28 protein-coding genes are annotated in these 24,331 nt (G+C 69.9%); 15 read left to right on the plus strand and 13 right to left on the minus strand.

Annotated features, from left to right (window positions below; all coding sequences use genetic code 11):
* Positions 1 to 4: 4 nt before the first annotated feature.
* Together ACRSBM_RS11210 and ACRSBM_RS11215 are read left to right on the plus strand one after the other, a co-directional pair.
* Positions 5 to 715 (plus strand): ATP-binding cassette domain-containing protein, encoded by a 711-nt coding sequence (locus tag ACRSBM_RS11210; protein WP_434442686.1) that lies wholly within the window; start codon positions 5 to 7, stop codon positions 713 to 715.
* Positions 712 to 1,344: a hypothetical protein gene (locus ACRSBM_RS11215; RefSeq protein ID WP_434442688.1), complete on the plus strand. Its 633-nt coding sequence runs from the start codon at positions 712 to 714 to the stop codon at positions 1,342 to 1,344. Before ACRSBM_RS11210 ends, ACRSBM_RS11215 begins: the two co-directional genes overlap by 4 nt.
* A 385-nt stretch (positions 1,345 to 1,729) precedes the next feature.
* Here the strand turns inward: ACRSBM_RS11215 and ACRSBM_RS11220 are convergent, their stop codons facing one another.
* Both ACRSBM_RS11220 and ACRSBM_RS11225 read right to left on the minus strand, forming a co-directional pair.
* Positions 1,730 to 3,223, minus strand: coding sequence for a proline-rich domain-containing protein (locus tag ACRSBM_RS11220; RefSeq protein ID WP_434442690.1), 1,494 nt, complete (start codon positions 3,221 to 3,223; stop codon positions 1,730 to 1,732).
* On the minus strand, positions 3,220 to 3,672 hold the full coding sequence (locus tag ACRSBM_RS11225) for a hypothetical protein (RefSeq protein WP_434442692.1): 453 nt from the start codon (positions 3,670 to 3,672) through the stop codon (positions 3,220 to 3,222). The genes ACRSBM_RS11220 and ACRSBM_RS11225 overlap by 4 nt, the downstream gene beginning before the upstream one ends.
* 17 nt (positions 3,673 to 3,689) lie before the next feature.
* On the opposite strand from ACRSBM_RS11225, the gene ACRSBM_RS11230 reads away from it, so the two are divergent.
* The 3 genes from ACRSBM_RS11230 (at position 3,690) to ACRSBM_RS11240 (ending at position 7,535) form a co-directional block, all read left to right on the plus strand.
* Positions 3,690 to 4,499: an SIR2 family NAD-dependent protein deacylase gene (locus tag ACRSBM_RS11230; protein WP_434442694.1), complete on the plus strand. Its 810-nt coding sequence runs from the start codon at positions 3,690 to 3,692 to the stop codon at positions 4,497 to 4,499.
* A gap of 10 nt (positions 4,500 to 4,509) precedes the next feature.
* Positions 4,510 to 6,024: a class I adenylate-forming enzyme family protein gene (locus ACRSBM_RS11235; protein ID WP_434442696.1), complete on the plus strand. Its 1,515-nt coding sequence runs from the start codon at positions 4,510 to 4,512 to the stop codon at positions 6,022 to 6,024.
* Positions 6,025 to 6,236: 212 nt separating this feature from the next.
* Positions 6,237 to 7,535, plus strand: coding sequence for an NlpC/P60 family protein (locus ACRSBM_RS11240; RefSeq protein WP_434442697.1), 1,299 nt, complete (start codon positions 6,237 to 6,239; stop codon positions 7,533 to 7,535).
* Positions 7,536 to 7,577: 42 nt separating this feature from the next.
* Here ACRSBM_RS11240 and ACRSBM_RS11245 read toward each other — a convergent pair whose 3' ends face one another.
* Entirely contained in the window at positions 7,578 to 8,054 is a 477-nt protein-coding gene (locus ACRSBM_RS11245; RefSeq protein WP_434442698.1) for a GNAT family N-acetyltransferase, read from the minus strand.
* A 48-nt stretch (positions 8,055 to 8,102) separates the two neighbouring features.
* Between ACRSBM_RS11245 and ACRSBM_RS11250 the strand changes: the two genes are divergently transcribed.
* From ACRSBM_RS11250 to ACRSBM_RS11260, 3 genes are read left to right on the plus strand one after another with little or no spacing between them, the layout of a single operon-like run.
* Entirely contained in the window at positions 8,103 to 8,636 is a 534-nt protein-coding gene (locus tag ACRSBM_RS11250) for a TetR/AcrR family transcriptional regulator (protein ID WP_434442700.1), read from the plus strand.
* Complete coding sequence (locus ACRSBM_RS11255; protein ID WP_434442701.1) at positions 8,633 to 9,271, plus strand: epimerase; 639 nt, start codon at positions 8,633 to 8,635, stop codon at positions 9,269 to 9,271. The genes ACRSBM_RS11250 and ACRSBM_RS11255 overlap by 4 nt, the downstream gene beginning before the upstream one ends.
* Positions 9,268 to 9,657, plus strand: coding sequence for a hypothetical protein (locus ACRSBM_RS11260; protein WP_434442702.1), 390 nt, complete (start codon positions 9,268 to 9,270; stop codon positions 9,655 to 9,657). The genes ACRSBM_RS11255 and ACRSBM_RS11260 overlap by 4 nt, the downstream gene beginning before the upstream one ends.
* Here ACRSBM_RS11260 and ACRSBM_RS11265 read toward each other — a convergent pair.
* The 3 genes from ACRSBM_RS11265 to ACRSBM_RS11275 all read right to left on the minus strand — a co-directional run bounded on the left by ACRSBM_RS11265 (position 9,644) and on the right by ACRSBM_RS11275 (position 11,722).
* Positions 9,644 to 10,201 (minus strand): isochorismatase family protein, encoded by a 558-nt coding sequence (locus tag ACRSBM_RS11265; RefSeq protein WP_434442703.1) that lies wholly within the window; start codon positions 10,199 to 10,201, stop codon positions 9,644 to 9,646. The genes ACRSBM_RS11260 and ACRSBM_RS11265 overlap by 14 nt on opposite strands.
* 73 nt (positions 10,202 to 10,274) lie before the next feature.
* Entirely contained in the window at positions 10,275 to 11,177 is a 903-nt protein-coding gene (locus ACRSBM_RS11270; RefSeq protein WP_434442706.1) for a GlxA family transcriptional regulator, read from the minus strand.
* Entirely contained in the window at positions 11,174 to 11,722 is a 549-nt protein-coding gene (locus tag ACRSBM_RS11275; RefSeq protein ID WP_434442708.1) for a cysteine hydrolase family protein, read from the minus strand. The genes ACRSBM_RS11270 and ACRSBM_RS11275 overlap by 4 nt, the downstream gene beginning before the upstream one ends.
* Positions 11,723 to 11,814: 92 nt before the next feature.
* Between ACRSBM_RS11275 and ACRSBM_RS11280 the strand changes: the two genes are divergently transcribed.
* Complete coding sequence (locus ACRSBM_RS11280; RefSeq protein ID WP_434442710.1) at positions 11,815 to 12,717, plus strand: hypothetical protein; 903 nt, start codon at positions 11,815 to 11,817, stop codon at positions 12,715 to 12,717.
* A gap of 72 nt (positions 12,718 to 12,789) precedes the next feature.
* Here ACRSBM_RS11280 and ACRSBM_RS11285 read toward each other — a convergent pair whose 3' ends face one another.
* Positions 12,790 to 13,131, minus strand: a complete 342-nt coding sequence (locus ACRSBM_RS11285; protein WP_434442711.1) for a DUF2203 domain-containing protein — start codon at positions 13,129 to 13,131, stop codon at positions 12,790 to 12,792.
* 27 nt (positions 13,132 to 13,158) lie between these two features.
* Here ACRSBM_RS11285 and ACRSBM_RS11290 point away from each other — a divergent pair, with 27 nt between their 5' ends.
* Positions 13,159 to 14,031 carry an aldo/keto reductase gene (locus ACRSBM_RS11290; protein ID WP_434442713.1) on the plus strand — a complete coding sequence of 291 codons (873 nt, stop codon included), beginning with the start codon at positions 13,159 to 13,161 and terminating at the stop codon, positions 14,029 to 14,031.
* On the opposite strand, the gene ACRSBM_RS11295 is transcribed toward ACRSBM_RS11290, so the two are convergent.
* Positions 14,018 to 14,761: an ABC transporter permease gene (locus ACRSBM_RS11295; protein WP_434442714.1), complete on the minus strand. Its 744-nt coding sequence runs from the start codon at positions 14,759 to 14,761 to the stop codon at positions 14,018 to 14,020. The two genes, ACRSBM_RS11290 and ACRSBM_RS11295, sit on opposite strands and share 14 nt — an antisense overlap.
* A complete protein-coding gene (locus tag ACRSBM_RS11300) occupies positions 14,758 to 15,666 on the minus strand; it encodes an ATP-binding cassette domain-containing protein (protein WP_434442715.1) in 909 nt (302 codons plus the stop codon). The genes ACRSBM_RS11295 and ACRSBM_RS11300 overlap by 4 nt, the downstream gene beginning before the upstream one ends.
* A 78-nt stretch (positions 15,667 to 15,744) precedes the next feature.
* Here ACRSBM_RS11300 and ACRSBM_RS11305 point away from each other — a divergent pair, with 78 nt between their 5' ends.
* The 5 genes from ACRSBM_RS11305 (at position 15,745) to ACRSBM_RS11325 (ending at position 19,987) form a co-directional block, all read left to right on the plus strand.
* A complete protein-coding gene (locus ACRSBM_RS11305; RefSeq protein ID WP_434442717.1) occupies positions 15,745 to 16,428 on the plus strand; it encodes a TetR/AcrR family transcriptional regulator in 684 nt (227 codons plus the stop codon).
* A complete protein-coding gene (gene mobA / locus ACRSBM_RS11310; protein ID WP_434442719.1) occupies positions 16,425 to 16,955 on the plus strand; it encodes a molybdenum cofactor guanylyltransferase in 531 nt (176 codons plus the stop codon). Before ACRSBM_RS11305 ends, mobA begins: the two co-directional genes overlap by 4 nt.
* 61 nt (positions 16,956 to 17,016) lie before the next feature.
* Positions 17,017 to 18,066, plus strand: coding sequence for an AAA family ATPase (locus tag ACRSBM_RS11315; RefSeq protein WP_434442721.1), 1,050 nt, complete (start codon positions 17,017 to 17,019; stop codon positions 18,064 to 18,066).
* A gap of 77 nt (positions 18,067 to 18,143) precedes the next feature.
* Complete coding sequence (locus ACRSBM_RS11320; protein ID WP_434453052.1) at positions 18,144 to 19,025, plus strand: DUF58 domain-containing protein; 882 nt, start codon at positions 18,144 to 18,146, stop codon at positions 19,023 to 19,025.
* Positions 19,022 to 19,987, plus strand: coding sequence for a VWA domain-containing protein (locus ACRSBM_RS11325; protein ID WP_434442722.1), 966 nt, complete (start codon positions 19,022 to 19,024; stop codon positions 19,985 to 19,987). Before ACRSBM_RS11320 ends, ACRSBM_RS11325 begins: the two co-directional genes overlap by 4 nt.
* Before the next feature lie 56 nt (positions 19,988 to 20,043).
* On the opposite strand, the gene ACRSBM_RS11330 is transcribed toward ACRSBM_RS11325, so the two are convergent.
* The 4 genes from ACRSBM_RS11330 to ACRSBM_RS11345 form a co-directional block, all read right to left on the minus strand.
* A complete protein-coding gene (locus tag ACRSBM_RS11330; protein ID WP_434442724.1) occupies positions 20,044 to 20,907 on the minus strand; it encodes a TAXI family TRAP transporter solute-binding subunit in 864 nt (287 codons plus the stop codon).
* A complete protein-coding gene (locus ACRSBM_RS11335) occupies positions 20,904 to 22,208 on the minus strand; it encodes an ATP-binding protein (RefSeq protein WP_434442726.1) in 1,305 nt (434 codons plus the stop codon). The genes ACRSBM_RS11330 and ACRSBM_RS11335 overlap by 4 nt, the downstream gene beginning before the upstream one ends.
* Entirely contained in the window at positions 22,209 to 22,868 is a 660-nt protein-coding gene (locus ACRSBM_RS11340; RefSeq protein ID WP_434442728.1) for a response regulator transcription factor, read from the minus strand. It abuts the gene before it with no gap.
* A gap of 102 nt (positions 22,869 to 22,970) precedes the next feature.
* Positions 22,971 to 24,311 (minus strand): hypothetical protein, encoded by a 1,341-nt coding sequence (locus ACRSBM_RS11345; RefSeq protein ID WP_434442730.1) that lies wholly within the window; start codon positions 24,309 to 24,311, stop codon positions 22,971 to 22,973.
* Between the last annotated feature and the right edge of the window lie 20 nt (positions 24,312 to 24,331).

Genomic DNA, 24,331 nt, shown 5'->3' on the forward strand with positions numbered 1-24,331 from the left:
CCTAGTGCTCCTCGATCAGGTCTCCAAGCGGTACGGGCGCGGGCCCTGGGTGCTGCGCGACCTCACGCTGGAGGTGTCCGGCCTGACCGTGTTGACCGGTGCCAACGGCACGGGCAAGTCGACGCTGCTCAAGATCGCCGCGGGCGTTCTGAAGCCGACGTCCGGCCGCGTCGTGCGACCTGCCTCGGTCGGCTACGTGCCCGAGCGGTTTCCCTCGGACGTCAGGATGTCCGCGTCGTCCTACCTGCGGCACATGGGACGAATCCGCCGCACCGAGGCCGGCGACGTGCTGGAACGGCTGGGGTTCGTCGGTTCGATGACGGCGCCGATGTCGGAGCTGTCCAAGGGCAACGCGCAGAAGGTCGCGCTGGCGCAGGCGTTCCTGGCCGCGGACGTGCTGGTGTTCGACGAACCGTGGACCGGCCTCGACCCGTCGGCGGCCGAGGAACTGGTGGCGTTGCTGCAGGGGCGGACAGCGCTCGTGTCGGACCACGAGGGACACCTCGCCGACGCGACCCGCGTCGATCTCGCCGGTGGGCACGTGACGATCGAGCTCAGCCGGGTGGCCGAACTGGACGTGTTGGAGGCGTTGGAAGGCGTGCGGTCCGTGCTGGCTCGTGGGTCGTCGGTGCGCGTGGTGGTGGCGCCGGACCGGAGCGACCAGGTGCTGGCGGAGGCGTTGCGGCTCGGGTGCTCGGTGCGGAGCGTGCGGTGATCTCCCTGGTTCGGTACCTCGCGGCGGACGTCCTTCGCGGGCAACGGTATCTCGCGCCTTTGCTGGTGTTCCTCGGCGTGATGGGCATGCTGTTCTCCGGCGACGCGGGGCAGCCGTTGGAGGCGTACTCGGGTTCGGCGGCGTTGCTCTACCCGATCGCGGCGTGGATGGCCGTCGTCGTGGCGACGTCGGAGGACGTGGTGCGGCGCGAGATCACCGTGGTGACGGCCGGCGGGTGGTCGCGGGTGCTGACCGCGGCGGCGCTGGTCGCGGTGTTGTTCGCGCTGGCGTTGGCACTGCTGGCGGCGGTGTGGCCGGTGGTGACGAACCCGCACCCGTACACGGCGGGTGAGTTTTTTGTCGGACTCGCCGCGCATACTGGGTGCGCGTTGCTCGGCGTCGGCGTGGGCCTGATGTTCGCCAGGCCGGTTTTCGACTCGATCGGGCGCACCGTGCTGGCGGTGTTCTCGGTGGTGGTGCTGACCTATCCGCTGGGGCGGGTCACTCCGCTCGGGTGGGTGCTGGACGCGTTGGGGCACAACGAGGTCTCATCGGCCTTGTGGTGGACCGGCGTGGCCGGTGCCGCGCTGGTCTCGGCGGCGGTGCTGGTCGGAGTGCGGCGGGCCTGACGCGGGTCGACGTGCTCGGGAAGCGGTTGCGGCGTTGTGGCGTGGGCGCCGTTCGCGGTTGACGAGGCCGCGCGGCTCGCGTTGGTGCGGGACGACCTGGCCGGGTGGCGGAGCCGTTGCGGGACAACCGGTTGGTGACGCTGACCGGGTGCCGAGGCGTGGGCAAGGCACGGCTGGTGCTGACGCACGCGGCTTCGGTATCGCAGGCGTGGTGCGTCGAGCTGGACTCGGCGGCCGAACGTGCGCGTGCCGGTGACCTCGCGGGACCCCCTGGGTCGCTGCTGGAGCTCGATCACGCCGTGCGGCTGTTCCCGCCCCGGAAAACGCCACGGCCCTGCCACCGCGCTGATGCGGGCGACAGGGCCGGGGTCCGGCGTGCGGAGACTTACTTGTTGATCAGCTCGATCAGCGCGTCGACGTCCTTGGGCTCGAAGCCGCGGAACAGCGTCAGCGCCAGCTCGTAGTACGAGCGGATCGGGCTCACGTACCACTTGCCGTCGACCTCGGTGGCGACGACGCCGACACCGGTCTTCATGATCGACCCGACGACCCTGCCGATGATCTCGAGGGCCTCGGAGGGGACGTTCTTGCCGCCCTGCTGCTGCACCAGCTGCGTGATGTCGTCCGCGCAGAGCTTCTGCGTGCCCTCGCCGGGGATCTCGGCCGAGTAGCAGTCGCCCTCGCGCGTGATCGTGGCGGTCTCGCCCTCGGCGGTGATCGACAGCTTCTTGATCGTGACCTGCTTGCCGCCGGCGACGTCCTTGACGTCGGTCTCCAGCGTGTTGAGCTTGGCGTCGGTCGGCTTCATCGTGCCGGCCTGCTCGAGCAGCAGCGGGCCGAGGTCCTGGAGCACACCGGCCTCGTCGGGCGGCAGCAGTGCGATGACCTTCTTCAGGTCACCGTCCAGTGCGGCGTTGACCAGGTTCTTCGCCGCGTCCTCCGGCGAGCTCGCACCCTCGGGGGCGAAGCCGGACTGCGGCCACTTGAGCTTCTCCTCCTCCAGGACCGCGTTGGCGATCGTGTAGAAGGCGCTCGGGTACCACTTGTCGCCGACCTTGATCGCCGCGATGCCGATCGGGGTGCCGCGCTTCTTGACCTCGGCGGTGATGTCGATGGTCTCGGACTTCGACGTGCTCAGGCTGATCTCGTCGCCGAGCGCGTCGACGAGCTTGTCGGTGAGCGGGATCTTCGACGCGTCCGAGGTGATCGTGATCTTGCCCTCGACCAGTTTGTTGATGGTGAGGTGGTCGTTGATCTTCTCGGCCGCCGCCTCGTCGAACTTGATGTTCTCGCTCTTGAACTCGACGCCCGTGAGCTTGTTCGGGTCGGCTTCGGGCTTCAGGATCTCGAGACGCTTCATCTCCTTCGTCAGCGACTCCGTGTAGTCCTTCGACAGCGCCGCCTCCGCGGGCGCCAGCGAGGCCATGATGCCGACGACGTCACCGCTGCCGAGCTGCTCGATGAGGTTCTTCGCCGCGACGGCGGGGGTGTCCTGGCCCGCGTTCGCCGCCGGGTCGGACCTCTTCATCGCGAAGAACGTGACACCGCCGCCGATCAGCAGCAGCACGGCGACGACGGCCGTGACCACCAGGCCGGTGCGCTTCTTCTTCGGCGGCTCGCCACCCATCGGCGCGTAGCCGTACGGCTGCTGCTCGAAGCCCTGCTGCGGAAAGCCCTGCGGGCCCGTCTGCGGGTAGCCGTGCTGCGGGAACCCCTGCTGGGGGAAGCCCTCCGGTCCGGTCTGGGGCGGCTGCGGGAAACCCTGCGGGCCGGTCTGCGGGTGTCCGCCCTGCTGGGGATAGCCGCCCTGCTGGGGCTGCTGCCCGTACGGGTTGTTCTGCGGCTGCCACTGGCCGCCGCCACCACCTGGGTAGCTCACGGGTTTCCTCCTGGAGTTCTCACTGCGCTGCGCCTGGTCGAGGTGAGCACCGTGATCGCCCCCACGATCGTCAGTACGGCACCGGCAAGAGTGGTGACAGGTCCGGAGGTGCTGATTCCGACCAGTGCGCCCTTGCCATCCCCTTGGACTGTGGCCACCAGGGCCACGGTTCCGCTGATCGTGCCAAAAAGAAGACCGATGCATGCGGCAATTCGTGGAAAACGGACCACGTGGAGAGCGATCGCGGCCATCGCCAGTGGCGTCAGCCCCACCCAGATCGACGTCACGACGCTTCCCGCCACCCCGTCCAACCCGGCGAGATCACGGAGCGAGAGCACTTCGTAACTGTCCCTCGTGGTCGATCCGGATTTCAGCCAGGGCAAGAAAGTCCCGGTGATGGAGGTGACCAAGCCCACTGCCGCGATGGCGGCTCCCACAGCGCTGCGCACCCGACTAGTGTGAACCGATGGCTTCCCAGGCGTGCGCAGTGGCACGGGAGCTGATCGCGTCCGCGCACCGGATCACGGTGCTGACGGGTGCGGGAGTCTCCACGGATTCGGGCATCCCGGACTTCCGCGGGCCGGACGGGTTGTGGACCCGCGACGCCGACGCCGGGCCGGGGTCGTCCCTGGAGGCCTACGTTTCCGATCCGCACCTGCGCAGGCTGGCCTGGCGCACGCGGCTGGACAGTCCGGTGTGGACGGCGAAACCGAACGCCGCGCACAAGGCGCTCGTGGAACTGGAACGATCCGGGCGGTTGCGCACCGTGGTCACGCAGAACATCGACGGCCTGCATCAGAAAGCGGGCTCCGATCCGCATCGTGTGCTGGAGCTGCACGGCACGTTGCACGCGACCGTGTGCCTCGGATGCGGTGCCACGGGCCCGATGCGCGATGCCTTGAAGCGCGTCGCGGACGGCGAGCAGGAACCGGACTGCCCGCGGTGCGGAGGAATCCTCAAGTCCGCCACCATCTCGTTCGGGCAGGAGCTCGACGGCGAGGTGCTGCGCCGCGCCCGGCTCGCCGCCCTGGACTGCGACGTGCTGCTGGTGGTGGGAACATCGCTCTCGGTGCAGCCCGCCGCGGGGCTCGTGCCGTTGGCGGCCAAGGCAGGTGCCCAGGTCATCATCTGCAACGCCGAACCGACGCCGTACGACTCGGTGGCGGCCGTTGTCCTGCGCGAACGCGTCGGCGAGGTGCTCCCGGACCTCAGCTCCGTTCCTCCATCCGGGGGAGGCCGGTTCTCGTCCTGGGGAGATCCGAGCACCTGGTCGTAGGGTCGGGTTCATGCGCGTACCGCTGATCACCACGGACTTCCTGGACCGCGCGTCGTTCGCGTTCTCGGCGACGACGGCGACGATCGACGAACCGGACCAGCCCGCGAAACCGGTCGAGACGACGACGTACGCGGACATGGCGGCCCGTGTGCGCGCGTGGCAGGCCGGGTTCGACGCACTGGGCATCGGTGAGGGCGAGCGGATCGCCGTCGTGAGCCACAACTCGGCGCGGATGCTGGAGCTGCTGCACGCCGTGCCCGGCAGCGGGCGGATCTGCGTGCCGGTGAACTTCCGCCTGCGGCCCGATGAGGTGAAGTACATCGTCGAGCACAGTGGCGCGTCGGCGTTGTTCGTCGACCCCGAGCTGCAGCTGGACGACGTCGTGGCGCGCCACCGGTTCACGCTCGGCGAGGAGTCGGAGTCGCTGCTCCGGTTCGATGTGGAGCCACGGCCGTGGAGCGCGCCCTCGGAGGACGCGACGGCGACGATCAACTACACGTCGGGCACCACCGCGCGGCCCAAGGGCGTGCAGCTGACGCACCGCAACATCTGGCTGAACGCGGTCACGTTCGCCATGCACACCCGTGCGTGGGAGGGCGACGTGTACATGCACGTGCTGCCGATGTTCCACTGCAACGGCTGGGGAATGCCGTTCGGACTGGCCGGTCTGGGCGTGCCGCAGGTGGTGCTGCGCAAGGTCGACGGTGCCGAGATCCTGCGCCGCGTGCGCGATCACGGCGTGACGCTGATGTGCGGCGCACCGGCCGTGTGGAACTCGGTGCTGGACGCCGCTCAGACGTGGGACGGCGAGATCCCCGGCCGCGACACCGTACGCATCGTGTGCGCCGGTGCACCGCCGCCCTCGCGCACGATCCAGCGCGTCACCGAGGAGCTCGGGTGGGAGTTCCTGCAGATCTACGGTCTGACCGAGACGGCGCCGCTGCTCACCTTCAACCGGGCCCAGCCCGGGCACGCGGGACAGGACCGGGCCCGGCTGCAGTCGCGGGCGGGCGCGCCGGCGTTGGGCGCGCAGTTGAAGATCTCCGACACCGGTGAGGTGCTCGCGCGTTCGAACGTCGTCATGGAGGGCTACTGGGAGAACCCGGAGTCCACCGCGGACGCGATCTCCGACGGCTGGTTCCACACCGGCGACGGCGGCCACTTCGACGACGAGGGTTACCTGACGATCTCCGACCGCAAGAAGGACGTGATCATCACCGGCGGCGAGAACGTCTCCTCCATCGAGGTCGAGGACTGCCTGTTCTCGCACCCGGCCGTCGCCGAGGTCGCGGTCATCGGTGTGCCCCACGAGAAGTGGGGTGAAACGATCAAGGCCCTGGTCGTGCTCTCCGGTGAGGTCACCGAGGCCGAGCTGATCAAGCACTGCAAGGAGCGGCTCGCCGGGTACAAGGCGCCGACCTCGATCGAGTTCCGCGACTCGATCCCGCGCACGGCGACCGGCAAGATCCAGAAGTTCAAGCTGCGCGAGCCGTACTGGGCGGGCCGGGACCGCGGCGTGAACTAGCCGGCGGCCTATGCCCGTATTTCGACGGTGAGACGGGTACGTCGCGGGGCCGGCCTCGCGGCGCTCGTCCATACCGGCGACACGCCAGACCTCCGATCGTCCCAAAAGGACCACCGACCGTGTTCCACTGTGACACGTGTGGTTGACGGTGCGTTAGTTCCAGATGCGCCGAATGAGTCTGATTGGTCTAATTCGGTAGGAGGTGATGCCCCGTGTTGACACGACTCTCCGCCGTGCTGGTGTTGATGACGGCCGTCCTCACGGGGACGGCGGCCGCCGTCCCCCCGCCTCCGCCGAACCCGAGCGACTCGGAGATCTCGGCGTCGCGCGCCGAGGCGGACGCGAAGGCGGCCCGCGTGGGCGAGCTGACCGGGCGGCTCACCCAGGCGGAGTCGCGCCTGCAGGAACTTCTCGACGACGTCTCGTACAAGCGCGAGCTCGCCAACAAGGCCCGCGTGGACCTCAAGACGGCGATCGCCGAGGCCGAGGCCGCCCGTCGCGAGGCCACGGCCGCGCGGGTGCAGGCCGATGCCGCGTCCAAGGCCGTCGAGGACAGCCGGCGCGAACTGGACGAGTTCGCCGCCGCCTCCTACGCGCAGGGCAGCACCGTCGGTTCGTTCTCCGCCTACATCGGCGCCAAGTCGCCCGAGGACCTGCTGGCCCGCGCCCAGCTGCTGGAGGCGGTGTCGGCGTCGAGCCTGAACCGGCTGGAGCAGGTGACCCGTGACCAGGGCACCGCCGCGAACCTCGACTCCGCCGCCCGCGCGGCGCTGAAGAAGTCCGAGGCGAAGCAGGCGGCCGCCGACGAGGCCAGGAAGGTCGCCGACCAGGCACAGCAGGTGGCCGTGGACGCGCATTCGGCGCAAGCCGCGGCTACCGCGGAGCTGCAGGCCGACAAGGACGCCGTCGAACGGGAGCTCGTCAACGCGCGCGGTGCGGCCAGCGGGCTGGAAGCGCAACGCCGGCAGTACGACCAGTGGCTCGTGGCGAAGAAGCAGGAGGAAGAGGAGAACGCCCGCCGCGCCGCCGCCCAGGCAGCGGTGCAGGCCCCCGCACCACGCCGTCCGGCCGTGGCGGCACCCGCGCCGTCGGGCAACCGCGTGCAGACCGTGATCAACCGGGCGTTGTCGCAGCGCGGCGTCATCTACGCGTGGGGTGGTGGCAACTACAACGGCCCGACGTACGGCGTGCGTGACGGTGGTGTGGCCGACTCGTACGGCGACTACCGCAAGATCGGCTTCGACTGCTCTGGCCTGATGATGTACGCCTTCGCCGGAGTGGGGGTGTACCTGCCGCACTACAGCGGCTACCAGTACAACTCGGGCCGCAAGGTGCCGCTGTCGCAGATGGCGCCCGGCGACATGATCTTCTGGGGTCCCGGCGGCGGCACGCACGTGGCGCTGTACCTGGGCGGCGGGATGATGGTGGAGGCACCGCATTCCGGCGCGGTGGTGCGGATCTCGCCGGTGCGTTACGGCGGCATCATGCCGTACGTGACCCGGATGCTGTGACGGTCGGACGGCCTGCTGGGAAGGGCCGCCACGAACAGGAGTTCAGAGGGCGCGTGCCCAGAGTTGGCCGGTCACTTCGTGGCCGAAGCTGCGCTGGGGCGTTTCCTCCTGGAGCTCGAACCCGTGCGCCTCGTAGATCTTCCTGGCGGACTTGAGGCCGTCGACCGTCCACAACGCCATGCGTTCGTACCCGGCGCTCTTCGCGAACTCGATGCACGTGTCGACGAGCGTGTTGCCCGCGCCGTGGCCACGCGCGTCCGGGTGCACGAGCAGCACGCGTAGCTTCGCTGTCGTGTCGTTCTCGCGCACGCAGAACACGCATCCGACGCGGTGACCGTCGAGCTCGGCGATCCACGCGCCCTCTCTCGCGGGGTCGTGGTCGACCGCGTAGTCGCCGACGATCTTGGCGACCAGCGCCTCGAACGAGGTGTCCCAGTCGAACTCCGACGCGTAGAGCTCGCCGTGCGCCTGTACGACCCAGCCCAGGTCGCCGGGCCTGCCGAGGGAACGGATCAGCATGGGCTCCTCCACTGACACGACTGTTTCAGTAATGCCAAGATAGTACTCATGCCGTCCGCACGGGAGACCGAACTGCTCGAAGCCGCCTACCGGTACGTGCTCACGCACGGCCTGGCCGACGTCTCGCTGCGGCCGCTGGCGGCGGCCATCGGGTCGAGCACGCGGGTGCTGCTCTACCTGTTCGGCAGCAAGGACGGCCTGGTCAGGGCACTGCTGGCGCGGGCACGCACCGACGAACTGGCGTTGCTCGCCGACATCGGCACCGGACCGGGGATCGTGATGCGGTTGTGGGAGTGGCTGGCCGAGCCCGCGCACCGGCCGTTGCTGACGCTGTGGCTGGAGGCTTACGCGCGCTCTCTCGTGGAGCCCGACGGGCCGTGGGCGGGCTTCGCGAAGGCCACGGTCGAGGACTGGCTGGAGGTCCTCAAGGCGTCGCAGCCCGAGGAAGCCCGGGACACCGATGCCGGACTGGCGTCGCGCACGCGGGAACTCGCGTTGCTACGAGGTGCCTTGCTGGATCTGCTCGCGACCGGGGACGCGGAGCGTGTCACCGCGGCGCTGACGGCTAGTTTTGCGAAATGAAGATCGTGGTGTTCGGCGCGTCCGGCATGGTCGGCCAGGGCGTGGTGCGGGAGTGCCTGCTCGACGCGGCCGTGGATTCCGTTGTGACGGTGGGACGTTCGCCGTCGGCCGCGACCGATCCCAAGCTGCGTCACGTCGTGCACGCCGACTTCGGTGACTTGTCGCCCATCGCCGCCGAACTCGCCGACGCCGATGCGTGCTTCTACTGCATGGGTGTGGCGTCCGCAGGACTGACCGAAGCCGAGTACACGCCTGTGACGCACGACTACGCCCTTGAGGTCGCACGGGTCGTCGGCGGCACCTATGTGTACGTGTCCGGCGAGGGCGCGAACGCCGACAGCAGCACGATGTGGGCTCGGGTGAAGGGGCGCACAGAGAACGAGTTGCTGGCGCTGGATCGCCTGGTGTTCGTCGTGCGGCCCGGGGTCATCCAGCCGCGGCACGGGATCAAGTCGCGCACACGCATCTACCGCTACGGCTACTCGTGGTTGTCCTGGCTGTTCCCGGTGCTGCGGAAGGTGGCACCGAGGTTCGTCACGAGCACCGACCAGCTCGGGCGGGCGATGGTGGCGCTGGCGAGAGCGCACGCGGAGCGGGTGCTGCGCAGCGACGAGATCAACCGGGTGGCGGGATGACCCTCGACGAGTGCATCCGCGAGTACCAGGAAGACGGCTACGAGGTGACGCACGTCGTCGAGTCCGTGTGCGGAGATTGCGGCGGCAAGGCGTTCCAGGTGCAGGTGACCGAGGAGCAGGCGATGCGCCGGACCTGCCTCGGGTGCGGCACGGCGGAGTTCATCGCCGACTCCGCCGAGCACTGGGATGACGACGACGCGGAGGAATGCGCGTGCACGTGCGGCGGCGAGGAGTTCGCCGCCGCGCTCGGCTCGTCCTGCCTGCCCGACGGCGAGGTGCGCTGGCTGACCGTCGGCTTGCGGTGCCTGAAGTGCGGACTGTGCGGCGTGTACGAGGACTGGAAGATCGACTACCTGCCGAGCGGGCACCTCGTCACGCGGGCTTGAACGCGTCCTCGGTCTTCACAACGCCCGCCGCACGGCCCGGCGCCCTGTGGTTCTCCCAGTAGAGGTTCGTGTGGGCGATGACCTTGTCCGGGGTGGGCGCGCCCCACTCCGAGAGGTCCTCGGTGGTGTGCGCGTCACTGACGAGTTGGGCGTCGTAGCCGCGCACGATGGCACCGTGCAGCGTCGAGCGGATGCACTCGTCGGTCTGCGCCCCGGAGACCACGAGGCTGCCGATTCCCTTGCCCGCCAGTACTTCTTCGAGGTCGGTCGCCTCGAACGAGTCGGCGTAGGTCTTGTGCACCACGGGTTCCCCGTCGGCGACCTTCAGTTCGGGGACGAACTGCCAGCCGTCGGTGCCGCGCGGCATGTGCTCGGCGCTGCTGTGCTGCACCCACACGACGTCGACGCCGGCCGCGCGCGCCTTGTCGACAAGGGTGGCGACGTTGGCTACCACCTCGTCGCGGTTGTGGGCGTGGTTCACGACGCTGTTCTGCACGTCGATCACGAGCAACGCGGTGTTGGGGCGGTTCGCCAGGGTCGTCACGCGGTCAGCTTAGGCCGCTTCCACAGGCGTGCAAGGATGTTCCGTCGACTGTGGACGGCCGTACGCGTGCGGCTCAGCGGGAACGCAACCGGCGCAGCATGCGTGCGTCCTCGAAGCCGACGTTGCGCGCGGCGGTCTCGACCGTGGCGCCCTGGCCGATGAGGTACTCGGCTCGTTCGACGCGCAACGCCTGCTGGTACTTCAACGGCGTCATGCCCGTCGCACGGCCGAACAGCCGCGTCACCGTCCGTTCGCTGCAACCGGCGACAGTGGCGAGTTCCGTGAGCGACAACCGGTCCGCGAGGCGTGACTCAATGACGTCCTGAACACGGTGCACGGTCTCGTTGATGTGCGAACGGTGCCGCAGCAGCACGCTGGCCTGCTGGTCGTCACCGTTCCTGCGCGCGTAGATGACCATCGTGCGTGCGATCGCGGCGGCGACGGCGGGGCCGTGGCGCACGGCGACGAGGTGCAACGCGAGGTCGATGCCGCTCGCGATGCCCGCGGACGTCACGACCCTGTTGTCCTCCACGAACAAGACGTCGCGCACGACCTGCGCGGCCGGGTAGCGCCGTGCGAGCTCGTCCTGCAGTTCGTGATGCGTGGTGCAACGGTGGCCGTCGAGCAGACCGGCACGCCCCAACGCGTCCGCGCCGGCACACACACTCGCGACCGTGCCGCCGGCTTCGTGGTGCGCGCGCAGCCACGCCAACGCGCGTTCGGACAGGTGCCCGGTTCCGGCGATCTTCGGCGACCGCCAGCCCGGCACGAACACGAGGTCGTGCACGTCGAGAGAGGGCAGCTCGGGCGACGCGCCCAGCGGCACGCCCTGATGGCTGAGCACGGAGTCCGAGTCGCCCACGTACGACAGTTCGTAGCCGCCGACGAGGTCGGCCGCGCTGGAGAACACCTGCGCCGGCCCCGCGAGGTCGAGCAGGTGCAGTCCAGGTACGAGCAGGAAGACGACTCTGGTCACGATCCGGTCAGCGTAGCGACATCGGAGATCCGCGCGAACCGGCCCGCCAGCACGTACTCGGTGCGCTCGATGATCTCCTCGACGCCCAGCACCTTCCCGGTCCGCCAGTGCGGCAACGGCATGGTGGCGGTCGCGTCCGTCACGAACGTCATGTCGAACCCGAGGTCCGACCCGACCCGCGTGGTCGTCTCGCAGCACTGCTCGGTCCGGATGCCGCTGACCAGCAGCTCCCGCACCCCGTGGTGGGTGAGCGTCTGCTGCAGGTTCGTCGTGGTGAACGCGTTGTGCGACGTCTTGGTGAGCACCTGTTCGTCGTCGAGCGGCTTGAGGCCGTCGATCAGCCGCACGTGGCCCGACGCGGGGTCGAACACGGTCCCGGAGCCGGGCTCGGAGTGCAGCACCCACACCACCAGGTCGCCCGCGGCGCGGCTCATGTCGACCAGCCGGTTCACCTTGCCGGCTATCTCCGGGTCGGACACCTCGGCCCAGTTCGGGCGCTGCCGGAACGACTCCTGCACGTCGATGACGATCAATGCTCGCTTCATGACCACCAGCCTCGCCGCCGTCGCGCCGGCACGACAGGCACGACCCGGCCGAGCAACGGACGGATCCGGTCAGCCGTGCGAAGATCACGGGCATGCGCATCCTGGCCGGGGATCCGGCGGACCCGACCTTAGGTGCGGAAGTCACCCTCACTCTCACCGGCAGCAGGCTCGACGGGCCCGCGGTGCCGTTCGTGCGGATCACCGGCCGGAAGAACCGCAAGATCCTCGTGGGCCAGGCACGCACCGACGGCACCGAGGTCGAGGTCGTGGTGCACGCGGCGTGGAGCGACGCCGAGGGCTGGCGCCAGAGCACCTGGTCCGCCGAGGACCTGGCCGGCACGCTGGACGAGCCCGCGCACCTGGTCGCCGAACGCGAGCGCGCGCTGACGATCGCCAAGGCGCTCGCCGAGGGGTCGCGCAACACCGTCGCGGGCCTGCGCGGCCTGCGCTACGAGATGGAACGGCAGGTCGCGGACCTGCTGGCACAGCGCAGGAACACGGCCCTGCGGATGGTCATGGCGCAGCTCGTCGAGCTGTCGCTGGCCGTCAGCCGCGCCCGTGACCAGGCGCGGGAAGCCGTCCGCGAAGGCCGCTTCAACACGGTCACGCTGCGGCACTGCGAGGCGATGGACGCCGAGCTCGGCGACGAGGTCACCCGGCTGCAGTCGCTGCTCAGCAGCGTGTCTACGTTCGCCGTCGCGCAGGAAGGAGAGGCGCAGCAACGGTTCAACACGCTCGCCGCCGCGGCTGCCGCCGGCCTCGGTCTGCCCGCGCTGATCCTGTCGCTGTACGGCGCGGACGACTACCTGCCGTTCACGTGGGACAAGGCGTGGCGCGCCCTCACGCCGATCGCGGGCGTCCTGACGGTGGCCGCGTCGATCATTCTGCGCCGCATGCCCGGCCGTACGACCGTGAAGCACTACCTGGTGGCCCTCGGCCTCATCGCCGGGCTGGTGAGCGTGCTGCTGGTCGCGGGCTTCCTCGCTCCAGGGTAGGCCGTGTCCTGCAGGTCTCGTCCGCGATAGTCGAGGCCGAGGCTCTCATCGAACGGACCTGCAGGACACGGCCTACAGCGGGCGGCGGCCGGCGAACCCCAGATCGGACCGGTGGTACCAGGCCAGCTCACGATCGCCTTCGAGCCAGCACAGCAGCACCGGCACGCCGTCCCTCTCGGACGGGAAGTCGACGAGCAGCGGCGCGAAGCCCTTCAGCTCGGCCCCGGTCCGCTGCACGGACTCCATCAGCTCGTCCAGCCGGGCCTGCGCCGCCTTGAACTCCGGCAGGCCGCCCAGCGGGGAGTCCCCGGCGGCCAGTTCGGCGGCGTCGGCGCGCAGGCGCACGATCTCGTCCAGCACGGGCAGCAGCCGCGCCAGTTCGTCCCTGGCCTCGGCGAGCGTGAACAGTCCCACGGCGCCAAGGCTGGCACAGTGGAGCCAATGACGTGGCGACTGGGTGACCTCACCGTGAACCGGGTCGGCTTCGGCGCGATGCGCCTGCCGCAGCACGGGACCGCGTTCGACCCCAGGGCCAGGCCCCGCGACCGGGCGCAGGCGATCGAGGTCCTGCGCCGGGCGGTGGAGCTCGGGGTGAACCACCTCGACACGGCCGCCTTCTACTTCTCCGCCACGCGGTCGGCGAACGAGCTGATCAACAGCGCGCTCTCGCCGTACCCGGAGGACCTGGTGATCGTCACCAAGGTCGGTCCCGGCCGCACGCCGCAGGGGGAGTGGCTGCCGCTCGCGACGCCGCGCCTGCTCAAGGGCCAGGTCGAGGAGAGCCTGCGGCAGCTCGGTCGTGACCACCTCGACGTCGTCAACCTGCGGGTCAGCGGACTGGACGACGTCTCCGCGCACTTCGAGGAGCTGGCGAAGCTCCAGCAGGACGGGCTGGTCCGGCACCTCGGGCTGTCGAACGTCCGGCCGCACCACCTCGACCAGGCCCAGCGGATCGCGCCCGTCGTGTGCGTGCAGAACTCGTACGGGCTCGGGCACCACCCCGAGCAGGACGACTTCGTCGGCGTCTGCGGTGAGCGGGGCATCGCGTTCGTGCCGTTCTTCGCCCTCGCCGGCGCGAACCAGGAGGCCGGGACGTCGGCCGAGGACGACGTGGTCACCGAGATCGCGCACGGCAGGAACGCCACGCCCGCCCAGATCAGGCTGGCCTGGACCCTCGCCAGGGGACCGCACGTGCTGGTCATCCCCGGCACGGGGGACCCGGAACACCTGCGGCAGAACGTCGAGGCGGGCGGCCTCCGCCTCACCCCGGAGGAGCTCACCCGCCTCGACGCCGTGCACCTCAACGAGAGCTGATCCGCCGGAACAGCCAGGTCGCCCAGCCGAACGCCACGACCAGCAACCCGCCCGACCACGCCAGCGCGAGCCAGCCCGACGTCACCGGCGCGGACAGCAGCAGAGCGCGCACGGTCTCGATGACCGGTGTGATCGGCTGGTGCTGGCTGACCGCGCGCAGCCAGGACGGCATCGTCTCCACCGGCACGAAAGCGCTGCTCAGGTACGGGATGAACAGCATGAAGAAGCCGAGTAGGCTGGCGGACTCGACGGTCCGCGCGATCACGCCGAACCCGGCCGCGAGCCACGACAGCGCCAGCACGTAGACCAGCAGCACTCCCATCGCCAGGACCCACGACACGAACGACCCCGTGGGCCGGAAGCCCATCAGCAGTGCGACCAGGACCACCGCGAACGTCGCCAGCGCGTTGCGGGCGACCGAGGCGGTGACGTGGCCGGTCAGCACGGAGAAGCTGCTGATCGGCATCGAGCGGAACCGGTCGACGACGCCCTTCTTCATGTCGTCGGCCACCGACATCGCGGTGGACGTGGCGCCGTAGCCGGTGCACAGCACGAGGATGCCGGGCACCACGTAGTCCACATAGGACTGCACTGAGCTGATCGCGCCGCCGAAGACGTAGACGAACAGCGACATCATCAGCACCGGCAACACGATCGCCATGATCACGAGGTCGAGGTTGCGGCGGCTCAGCCGGATGCTGCGGCCGATCATCGTCATCGAGGCGGTCATGCGGCCACCGCCGTCAACGAAGCGAAGACGTCGTCCAGTGTGGGGCGATGCGTGGACACGCGAGCGGGGCGCACGCCCGCCACGAGCACGTCGTCCAGAACACGGTGCAGGTGGACCGCGCTGCCGTCGGACGGCACGCTCAACGTCACCCCGTCGACCACGCCGTCCACCACGGACCTGGCTCGCAGGGCGTCCTCGGAGGAGTCGAAGGCCAGGTCGAGCCGGGTGCCGCCGACCGAGTTCTTCAACGCGTCCGCTGTGCCGTCCGCGACGACGCCTCCGCCGTGCAGCACCACGATCCGGTCCGCCAGGCGGTCGGCCTCCTCCAGGTACTGGGTCGTCAGGAAGATCGTCACGCCGTCGCGCACCAGGTCGCCGATCGCGTCCCACATCGTCGTGCGGCTCACCGGGTCGAGGCCGGTGGTCGGCTCGTCCAGGAACAGCAGCCGCGGCCGCGCCACCAGGCTCATCGCCAGGTCCAGCCGGCGCCGCATGCCGCCGGAGTACGTCCGGACCCGCCGGTCGGCGGCGTCCACCAGAGCGAAGCGCTCCAGCAGTTCCGATGCCCGCGCGCGAGCCGCTGACCGGCTGAAACGACGCAGGCGCGCGATCATGACCAGGTTCTCGCGCCCGGTCTGCTCCTCGTCCACGGCCGCGTACTGCCCGGTCAGGCTGATCACGCCGCGGACGGACGCCGCCGAGCTCACCACGTCGAACCCGCAGATCCGCGCGGAACCGCCATCGGGCCTGGTCAGCGTGCTCAGGATGCGGATCGTGGTCGTCTTGCCCGCTCCGTTCGGCCCGAGCAGCGCGAGCACCGATCCCTCCGCCACCTTCAGATCCAGGCCGGTGAGCACGGTGTTCGAGCCGTATCTCTTCGTCAGACCTTCTGTCTCGACGATCATGGAACCCCCTTTTTATGCGTATCTCGTACGCAAAACCTAAATTAGCGTATGGCATACGCATCTGTTTGACTAGGGGGCATGAAGAGGGGGCGCAAGCCGGCCATCGACGCCGCCGACATCACGCGGGCCGCCATCGCGGTCGCGGACGCCGAAGGCCTCGCCGCCGTGTCGATGGCACGCGTCGCGCAAGAGCTGGGCAATGCCACGATGGCGCTGTATCGGCACGTGAAGAGCAAGGACGAGCTGCTCACGTTGATGGCCGACGCCGCGTTCGACGAGCCGCCCCCGCTCCCGGACGGCGAGTGGCGGGACAAGCTCGGGGTCTGGGCGAAGGAGTTGCTCAAAGGCGTGCGCAGGCGCCCGTGGTTCCTGCAGATCCCGGTGAGCGGCCCGCCGACCGGCCCCAGGAGCCTCGCGTGGTTCGACAGCGCCCTGGGTGCGCTCGAGGGCACTCCGCTGGAGGCGGGCGAGAAGGTCGGCGTGGTGATGGGCCTGCTGACGTTCGTGCACGGCGAGGCGTGGCTGAGCGTCACGCTGCAGCAGGGTTTCGAGGACGACCCGGCCCAGTTCAGCCGCCAGTACGGGCAGCGGCTGCGCGAGATCGTCGACCCGCGCCGGATGCCCGCGCTCGCCAAGATCGTCGCGGCCGGTGTGTTCGACATGGACGACCTGCTCGACGCCGAGGACGTGGCGGCGGAGTTCGACTTCGGCCTGCACCTGTTCCTGGAAGGCGTCGCCGCGCACATCGGAGGCAGGGCATGACGTACGCGGTGATCATCCTCACCGGCGGCAGGGGCGAACGGCTCGGTGGCGTGGACAAGGCCGCGTTGTCCTTCCGGGACGCGACGCTGCTCGACCACGTGCTGTCCGTTGTGGACGACGCGAGCCAGAAAGTAGTTGTGGGACCGGAGAAGGACGTCCCCGGGGTCATCTGGGCGCGCGAGGACCCGCCCGGTGGCGGACCGCTCGCCGGACTGGCCGCCGGGCTCGCGCACGTCACCGAGGACTGGGTCGCGGTGCTCGCCGTCGACCAGCCGGGGCTCACGAAGGACACCATCGCGAGACTGCGCGGCGCGGGCGGCAACGCCGTGCTCAAGGACGACCGCGTGCAGTGGCTGATCGGTTTCTGGAACGCCGCTGAGCTGCGCGAAGCCCTCCCGGAAGAGCCACGGGACCTGCCGCTGCGCCGAACCCTGCTGCGACTTGACCCGGTGGAAGTGTCCGCTTTGCCCGGTGAGGCGCGGGACGTCGACACACCCGCCGACCTGGACACCCTTCACAGCGGTTGAACAGGCGGGGAGTAAGACTGTTCCACGATCGGTAAACCCTGTTCCGCATGGAGGCCCGCACGTGACCGAGCCCGCCGCCGAGGCAACGCCGAACGCATCGGCGCCCGTCACCCCGGCTCGTGACGCCCAGCTGCTCGAACGCACCGTGTTCGAGGTGAAGCGGGTCATCGTCGGCCAGGACCGGCTCGTCGAGCGGATGCTCGTGGGTCTGCTGGCCAAGGGCCATCTGCTGCTCGAAGGCGTGCCGGGTGTCGCGAAGACGCTCGCCGTCGAGACGTTCGCCCGCGTGGTCGGCGGCTCGTTCTCGCGCGTGCAGTTCACGCCCGACCTGGTGCCCGCCGACATCCTCGGCACCCGCATCTACCGCCAGTCCACCGAGACGTTCGACGTCGAGCTCGGCCCCGTCGTCGCGAACTTCGTGCTCGCCGACGAGATCAACCGCGCGCCCGCCAAGGTGCAGTCGGCGATGCTCGAGGTCATGGCCGAGCGGCACGTGTCCATCGGTGGCCGCACGTTCCCGATGCCGAACCCGTTCCTGGTGCTGGCGACGCAGAACCCGATCGAGAACGAGGGCGTGTACCCGCTGCCGGAGGCGCAGCGCGACAGGTTCCTGTTCAAGATCCAGGTCGAGTACCCGACCGCCGAGGAAGAGCGCGAGATCGTCTACCGGATGGGCGTCGAGGCGCCCACTCCGAGCCAGGTCCTCTCGCCGGAGGAGCTGGTGCGCCTGCAGGGCGTGGCGTCGCGCGTCTTCGTCCACCACGCACTGGTCGACTACGTGGTGCGCCTGGTGATCGCGACCCGCGCGCCGGCTGAGCACGGCCTCACCGACGTCGCCGGCTGGGTCGCGTACGGCGCCTCGCCGCGTGCGTCGCTCGGCATCATCGCCGCCGCACGTGGCCTCGCGCTGGTCCGCGGCCGTGACTACGTGCTGCCGCAGGACGTCGTGGACGTCGTCCCGGACGTGCTGCGCCACCGCCTGGTGCTCTCGTACGACGCGCTGGCCGACGGCGTGCCGATCGACCACATCATCACGCGCGTGCTGCAGATCGTGCCGTTGCCGCAGGTGTCGGCCCGTCCGCAGCAGCCGGTTCCGGCTGGTAGGCAGTGAGCGGCCCAGAAGGGAAGTCCAAGCGAGAGACCGCCGAGCGTCCCTCGTGGGCGCCCCCGATCCTGCGTGGCGTCCGGATGGAAGCCGCCCTGCGCATGCTCGAGCTCGACGTCCGCCGCCGGCTCGACGGCCTGCTGCAGGGCAACCACCTCGGCCTCGTGCCGGGACCGGGCACCGAGCCGGGCGAGGCGCGGACCTACCAGCCCGGTGACGACGTGCGCCGGATGGACTGGGCGGTCACGGCACGCACGACGGTGCCGCACATCCGCGAGACGGTCGCGGACCGCGAGCTGGAGACGTGGGTGGCGATCGACCTGTCGCCGTCGCTCGACTTCGGCACCGCGGCCTGCGAGAAGCGCGACCTGGCCATCGCCGCGACGGCCGCGGTCGCGCACCTGACGCGCGGCGGCGGCAACCGGATCGGCGCCGCGGTCTCGACGGGCGCGGAGAACGTCCGGATCCCGGCGCGCGGTGGCCTGGCGCACGCGCGCGGCATGATCCGCAAGATCGCCGAGATCGACCGGGCGCCCGAGGGCACCCGCGGAGACCTGGCCGCGTTGCTCGAACAACTGCGCCGCCCGCCGCGCCGGCGCGGCCTGATCGTGGTGATCTCCGACTTCCTCGGTGGCATGGAGTGGCAACGGCCGTTGCGCGCTCTGTCCGCGCGGCACGACATCGTCGCCATCGAGGTCGTCGACCCGCGTGACGTCGACCTGCCCGAGGTCGGCACCGTGGTGCTGTCCGACCCGGAGAGCGGGCGGCAGCGCGAGGTGACCGCGTCCGCGTTGCTGCGCAAGGAGTTCAACGCCGCGGCCGCGGAGCACCGGGCCGAGGTGGCGGCGGGGCTGCGGCGCGCGGGCGCCGGGCACCTGGTGCTGCGGACCGACTCCGACTGGATCGCGGACACGGTTCGTTTCGTGGTGGCGCGCAAGCGCCGCTGGTCTGGGGGTGTCGCATGAGCTTCTCGAACTTCGTCGCCCCGTGGTGGTTCCTGCTGCTGGTCGCGGTGGCGGTGCTCGCCGCCGCGTACGTGATGGTGCAGCGGATGCGCCGCAAGCGCGTGCTGCGGTTCACGAACCTGGAGCTGCTGGAGAAGGTCGCGCCCAAGCGGGAACGCTGGTCGCGGCACGTCCCGGCGGCGTTCCTGCTGGCGGCGCTGGCGTTGCTGACGGTCGCGCTGGCCGGGCCGACGTCCGAGCAGCGGGTGCCGCGCAACCGGGCGACGGTCATGCTCGTGGTCGACGTGTCGTTGTCGATGAAGGCGACGGACGTGAAGCCGTCCCGCCTGGAGGCGGCGCAGGTGGCCGCCAAGTCGTTCACGGAGGGCCTCACGCCGGGCATCAACCTGGGCCTGATCTCCTTCGCCGGGTCGGCCACCGTGCTGGTGGCGCCGACGACGGACCGCGCGGCCGTGTCGCAGTCGATCGACGGGCTGAAGCTCGCCCAGTCGACGGCGACCGGTGACGGGCTGGCGGCGGCGCTCGCGTCGATCGACTCGTTCGGCAAGGTCGTCGGCGGCGCGGAGGGGCCACCGCCCGCCCGGATCGTGCTGATGACGGACGGCAAGGAGACCGTCGGCACCCGCAAGGCGTTCGACGTGGCGGAGGACGCCAAGAAGGCCGGGGTCCCGATCTCCACGATCTCGTTCGGCACCGAGGACGGCGTGGTCGACATCGAGGGCCGGCAGCAGTCCGTGCCGGTCGACGACGACTCGATGAAGGAGATCGCGAAGATCTCCGGTGGCGAGTTCTTCAAGGCCGCCTCCGCCGAGGAGCTGCGCCGGGTCTACGACACGCTCGGCGAGCAGATCGGCTACGAGAAGAAGCAGGCGGACGCGTCGAAGCCGTGGCTGTTGCTCGGCACGTTGACGGCGATGTTCGCCGCCGCCGCGGCTCTGCTGCTGGGGCAGCGCCTGCCGTAGGCCTGCTCCACGACACCGAAACGCCCTGGTTGCGCTTGAGCGCCAGGGCGTTCGGCTCATCCGTGCCGCCTGCGGTATTCCGCCGCGGCGCCGGGGTGCAGTGGCACCTTGCCGGTGTCGATGAGGCTGCGCACGTCGAGGTACTGGGTGCCGAGGGCCTGTTCCGGCACGAGCTGCGCGGCCTTGCCCACGAGGAGCCGCACGACGGCGCCCGCGTACTCGGCGCGGAGGTCCGGCCGGCACACCAGCAGGTTCGGCGTGCCGATCGTCGGAATGTCGACGGGGGAGCCGTAGACGCCCATGCGGACGTCCACGCGTTCGTAGACCTTGCCGTAGTTCTGCCGCAGCCTCGGCAGGAAGGCGTCCAGCGGCAGCAGCCTGATCCCGCTGGCCTTGTCGAGCTCCGGGGTCGGGACGCCGCCGGACCACAGCAGGGCGGCGATCTCACCGGCTTTCAGCGCGTCGATGGCGTTGCGCAACGGGTAGTGCTCCTCCCGCACGCCCAGCGCGAGCCGTTCGCCCTGCAACGCCGCGCCGGATCCGGCCGCGCCCAGCGACACCGGCCTGCCGACGAGGTCGGCAGCGGAGCGGTACGGCGAAGAGGTGAGGACCACGAGCTGCAGGTAGTTCTCGTAGACCCGGCCCAACGCGACGAGGCCGGGCTCCAGGTGGGCGCTGTCGCTCAGCGTCAGCGCGATGTCCGCGGTGCCCTCTCGGAGGTGCTTGAGGTTGTCAGCGCTGCCGCCGGTCTCGATCGGCGTGATCGTCAGCGGGCTGGGGGCCAGGCGTGAGATCAGCCCGGCGAAGTCGTTGTAGAAGCCGCCGGGCTCACCGCCGGCGATCCTGATCGTCCCCTCGGGTTCCTCGGAACCGCACGCGGTCAGTGCCAGCGTGCCGAGCAGGAACGTCCGGCGCCTCACAGCAGCGGCTCCTTCGGCAGCTCCACCGTGACGACCAGGCCGTTGTCCGTGTGCAGCTTCAGCTTTCCGTCGTGCGCGGTGACGATGCGTTCCGCGATGGCGAGGCCGAGGCCCGTTCCGCGCTGGGTGTCGTCGCCCCGCCAGAACCGTTCGGTGGCGTGCTTCAAGTCCTTTTTGGACAGACCGGGGCCGTTGTCCCGGACGGTCAGCGTGGCGCGGTCGCAGATCACCGCGACCTCCGTGCCGCCGTACTTGATGGCGTTGTCCAGCAACACGTCCAGCACCTGCGCGAGGTCCGACACCGCGCACCGCACCAGTCCGGGAGCGCGGTCGTCGACGGTGATCGTGACGCCCTTGGCCTGGGCCGCCGCGCGCCAGGCGTCGACCCGGTCGTGCGCCACGACCTGCAGGTCCGCGAGCTCGGGTTCGAGGCCTCCCGCCGCGCGTTCGGTGGCGGTGCTCTCCGCCGACGCCAGTGCCAGCAGCCCGTCCAGCAACGACTCCAGCCGCTCGACCTCGGTGAGCAGCGACCCGTTGGACGGCAGCATGTCCACGCGCAACCGCAGCGCCGCCATGGGGTTGCGCAGCTGGTGCGAGGCGTCGGCGATGAGCCGTCGTTGCTGGTCGGCGGCCTCGGCGACGGCGTCGGACATGCGGTTGAACGACTCCGACAACGCCCGCAGCTCGGCCGGTCCGGCGGTGTCGGCCACGTGCGTGCGCCGCTGCCCCTCCGCGACCGCACGGACGCCGCGGTCCAGTTCCTTGAGGGGCCGCAGCAACCACCGGGAGACCACCAGCGCCAGCAGCACGCACGCGCAGGCCGCCAGCAACGCCCCGGCCAGCACGATCGCCCACCGCCGGGCCACGTCCAGGGCGGCCACGCGGGTCGAGGCCCGCAGCACCACGGCACCCGCCACCTTCGTGCCGATGCCGACCGGACGGGCGAACAGGACGTCGCCGCCGTTCCACGGCATCACCGTCGGCACGGGCGCGGCGGGCTGGTTGCGCAGGGCCGCGTCGATCTGCGCGGACACCTCGGCGGCCGTCATGCCCGACTCGACGACGGGCGTGCCGGACGCGTCGACGACCACGATCTCCTCGTCGTAGACCTCGGCGTAGCGCTCCGCCTCGGACAGGACGACGTCGACGGGCAGCGTGGCGAAGCGGTCCAGGTCGGCGGTGCGGCTGATCACGAACTGCTGCGTGCGTTCCGACGCCGTGCTCATCAGCAACGGGAAGGCGAACGCCGTGACGGCCGAGAGCGAGAACAGCAGCAGCACCAACAGAAGCCGTTGCCGCATCTATTCACCGAGCCGGTAGCCGAAACCACGGATCGTGTGCAGCAGCCCCGGCCGGTCGAGCTTGGCGCGCAACTGCGTGAGGTGCACGTCGAGGGTCCGCGACACCGCCACGAACGCGTTGCCCCACACCTCGTCCATCAGCTGCTGGCGGCTCACCGCCGTGCCCGGTCGTCTCGCGAGCACGGCGAGGACGTCGAACTCCTTGGTGGTCAACGAGATCTCGCGCCCGCCGACCACGACCTGGCGGCTCTGCAGGTCGATCTCCACATCGGACACCCGCACGACGTCGCCCGGTTCCTGCGACCGGGCCGCGCTGCGCCGTGCCACCGCGTCGATGCGGGCCAGCAGTTCGGCCAGCCGCACCGGCTTGACCAGGTAGTCGTCCGCACCCAGCCGCAACCCGCGCACCACCGTGCGTTCGTCGCCGCGCGCGGTCAGCACGAGCACCGGCACCGGGTCGATCTTGCGGAGCTTCCGCAGCACCTCCAGGCCGTCCTGGTCGGGCAGGCCGAGGTCGAGCAGCACCACGTCGGCGTCGCGGTGGGCGATCAGCGCGTCGGAACCCCTGCGCACGCGAGCGGGCCGGTGCCCGTTCGCCCGCAGTGCCTCCACCAGAGCGTCCGCGACACCGTCGTCGTCTTCGACCAACAGCACCCGCATCGCAGCAGTATCGGCCATGAAGTCTGTTTCGTGCGCGTGGCGACGCGCCTAAGTGACTGTAAAGAAGTGCCCGGTCCTCGGCGGGGACCGGGCACATCGGGGTCAGATCTTGATCAGTGGCTTGCTCGGGGCCACGGCCGCTGCCGGGTACGCCGTGACGTCGACGCTCGACGGCCCGCCCGAGGACACCGTGCCACTGAGGAGCTGGTCGAGCCGGTTCTCGGCGTCCTTGTAGTTCGCCGCCTGGGCCCTGTCGAGGTACCCGATGTACTTCTTGTTGGCGTCGGAGCCGAAGTCCAGGACGGCGGCGGCGACCGCGGTCACCCAGCGCTCGTAGGTGAACTCGAACGTGATCTTCTGCGCCGTCGAGCACGTCGTGGTGAACTCGCTCTGTGACGAGGACACCGACAGGTAGTAGTACTTCAGCTTCGGGAAGTACCGGTACGCCGAGTCGCCCGCGCCGCTCTGCTGCACTGCCTCATGGCACTGGCTGAGCACCGCGACCGAGTAGTTGCGGCTGCGGTCGTCCCAACTGGCCCGCAACGAGGTGCCGACGCCGGTGATGAACGACGTCACGCCGGAGATGATCGAGCTGGGCACGGTGGCGGCGTCGAACAGCAGCTTGAGGAAGTCGGTGCTGAACTCAGCGATCAGCTGGGTGTCCGAATAGGACTCATTGGTGATCGAGTAGCCGGTCAGCCCGCCGGTCTTCTCCAGCATGTCCTGGAGGTAGTGGGTGACCGCCGGGTCCCACTTCGTCGTCGGCACCGGGTCGGGTGGCAACGGTTTGACCGTGCCCTTCCGCATCGCCGCGAACACGGTACTGCGCATCGAGGCGATGAAGTTGGCCGTCTTGTCGAACACGTCGGTGCCGGTGTGGTACTCGGGGCTCTTGGTCACCAGGTCCGACGACAGGTTCACGAACGAGATCAGGCCGTCGGAGTCGTCGAAGGTGCTCGGCGGGTCGTCCTGGGCGCCCACCGGGGCGAGGGCCAGGATCGTGTCGAGCCGCTGGTGCGCCTCGTCCAGGCCGTTCGTTGAGCCGTTGGTCGTCAGGGACAGCCCGGCCGGCGGCGACGTCGGCGGGTTGCAGACCACGTCGTTGTCCGCGTGGCCGGGTTTGATGCCGTCCGGCACCTTCGGGATCCAGATGTAGATGCCCGCGGGCCGCTTCTCGTTGCCGTTGGGGTTCACCCCGCCCTTGTTGACCTGCGGATGACCTACGACCGTCTTCGTCTGCCCCCACCAGTGCGGCGGATTGGTGGACGCGGGCACCCAGTAGGCGCCTTCCGGGAACACCGCGACCTCGTAATGCCAGTGTTCCGTGGCCGACCAGTTCCAGTCGGGGAACGGGCCGAAGTGGTCGTTGCCCTCGTACTGGTACACCTTGACGCCGGGCCAGCTCCCGATTTCCTTGCCGGACAGGGTCAGTACTTTGCACATGGCGATCTCCTCCGCTGTGG

Origin of the sequence: Lentzea xerophila (assembly GCF_051094245.1) — a bacterium.
GTDB classification, from domain to species: domain Bacteria; phylum Actinomycetota; class Actinomycetes; order Mycobacteriales; family Pseudonocardiaceae; genus Lentzea; species Lentzea xerophila.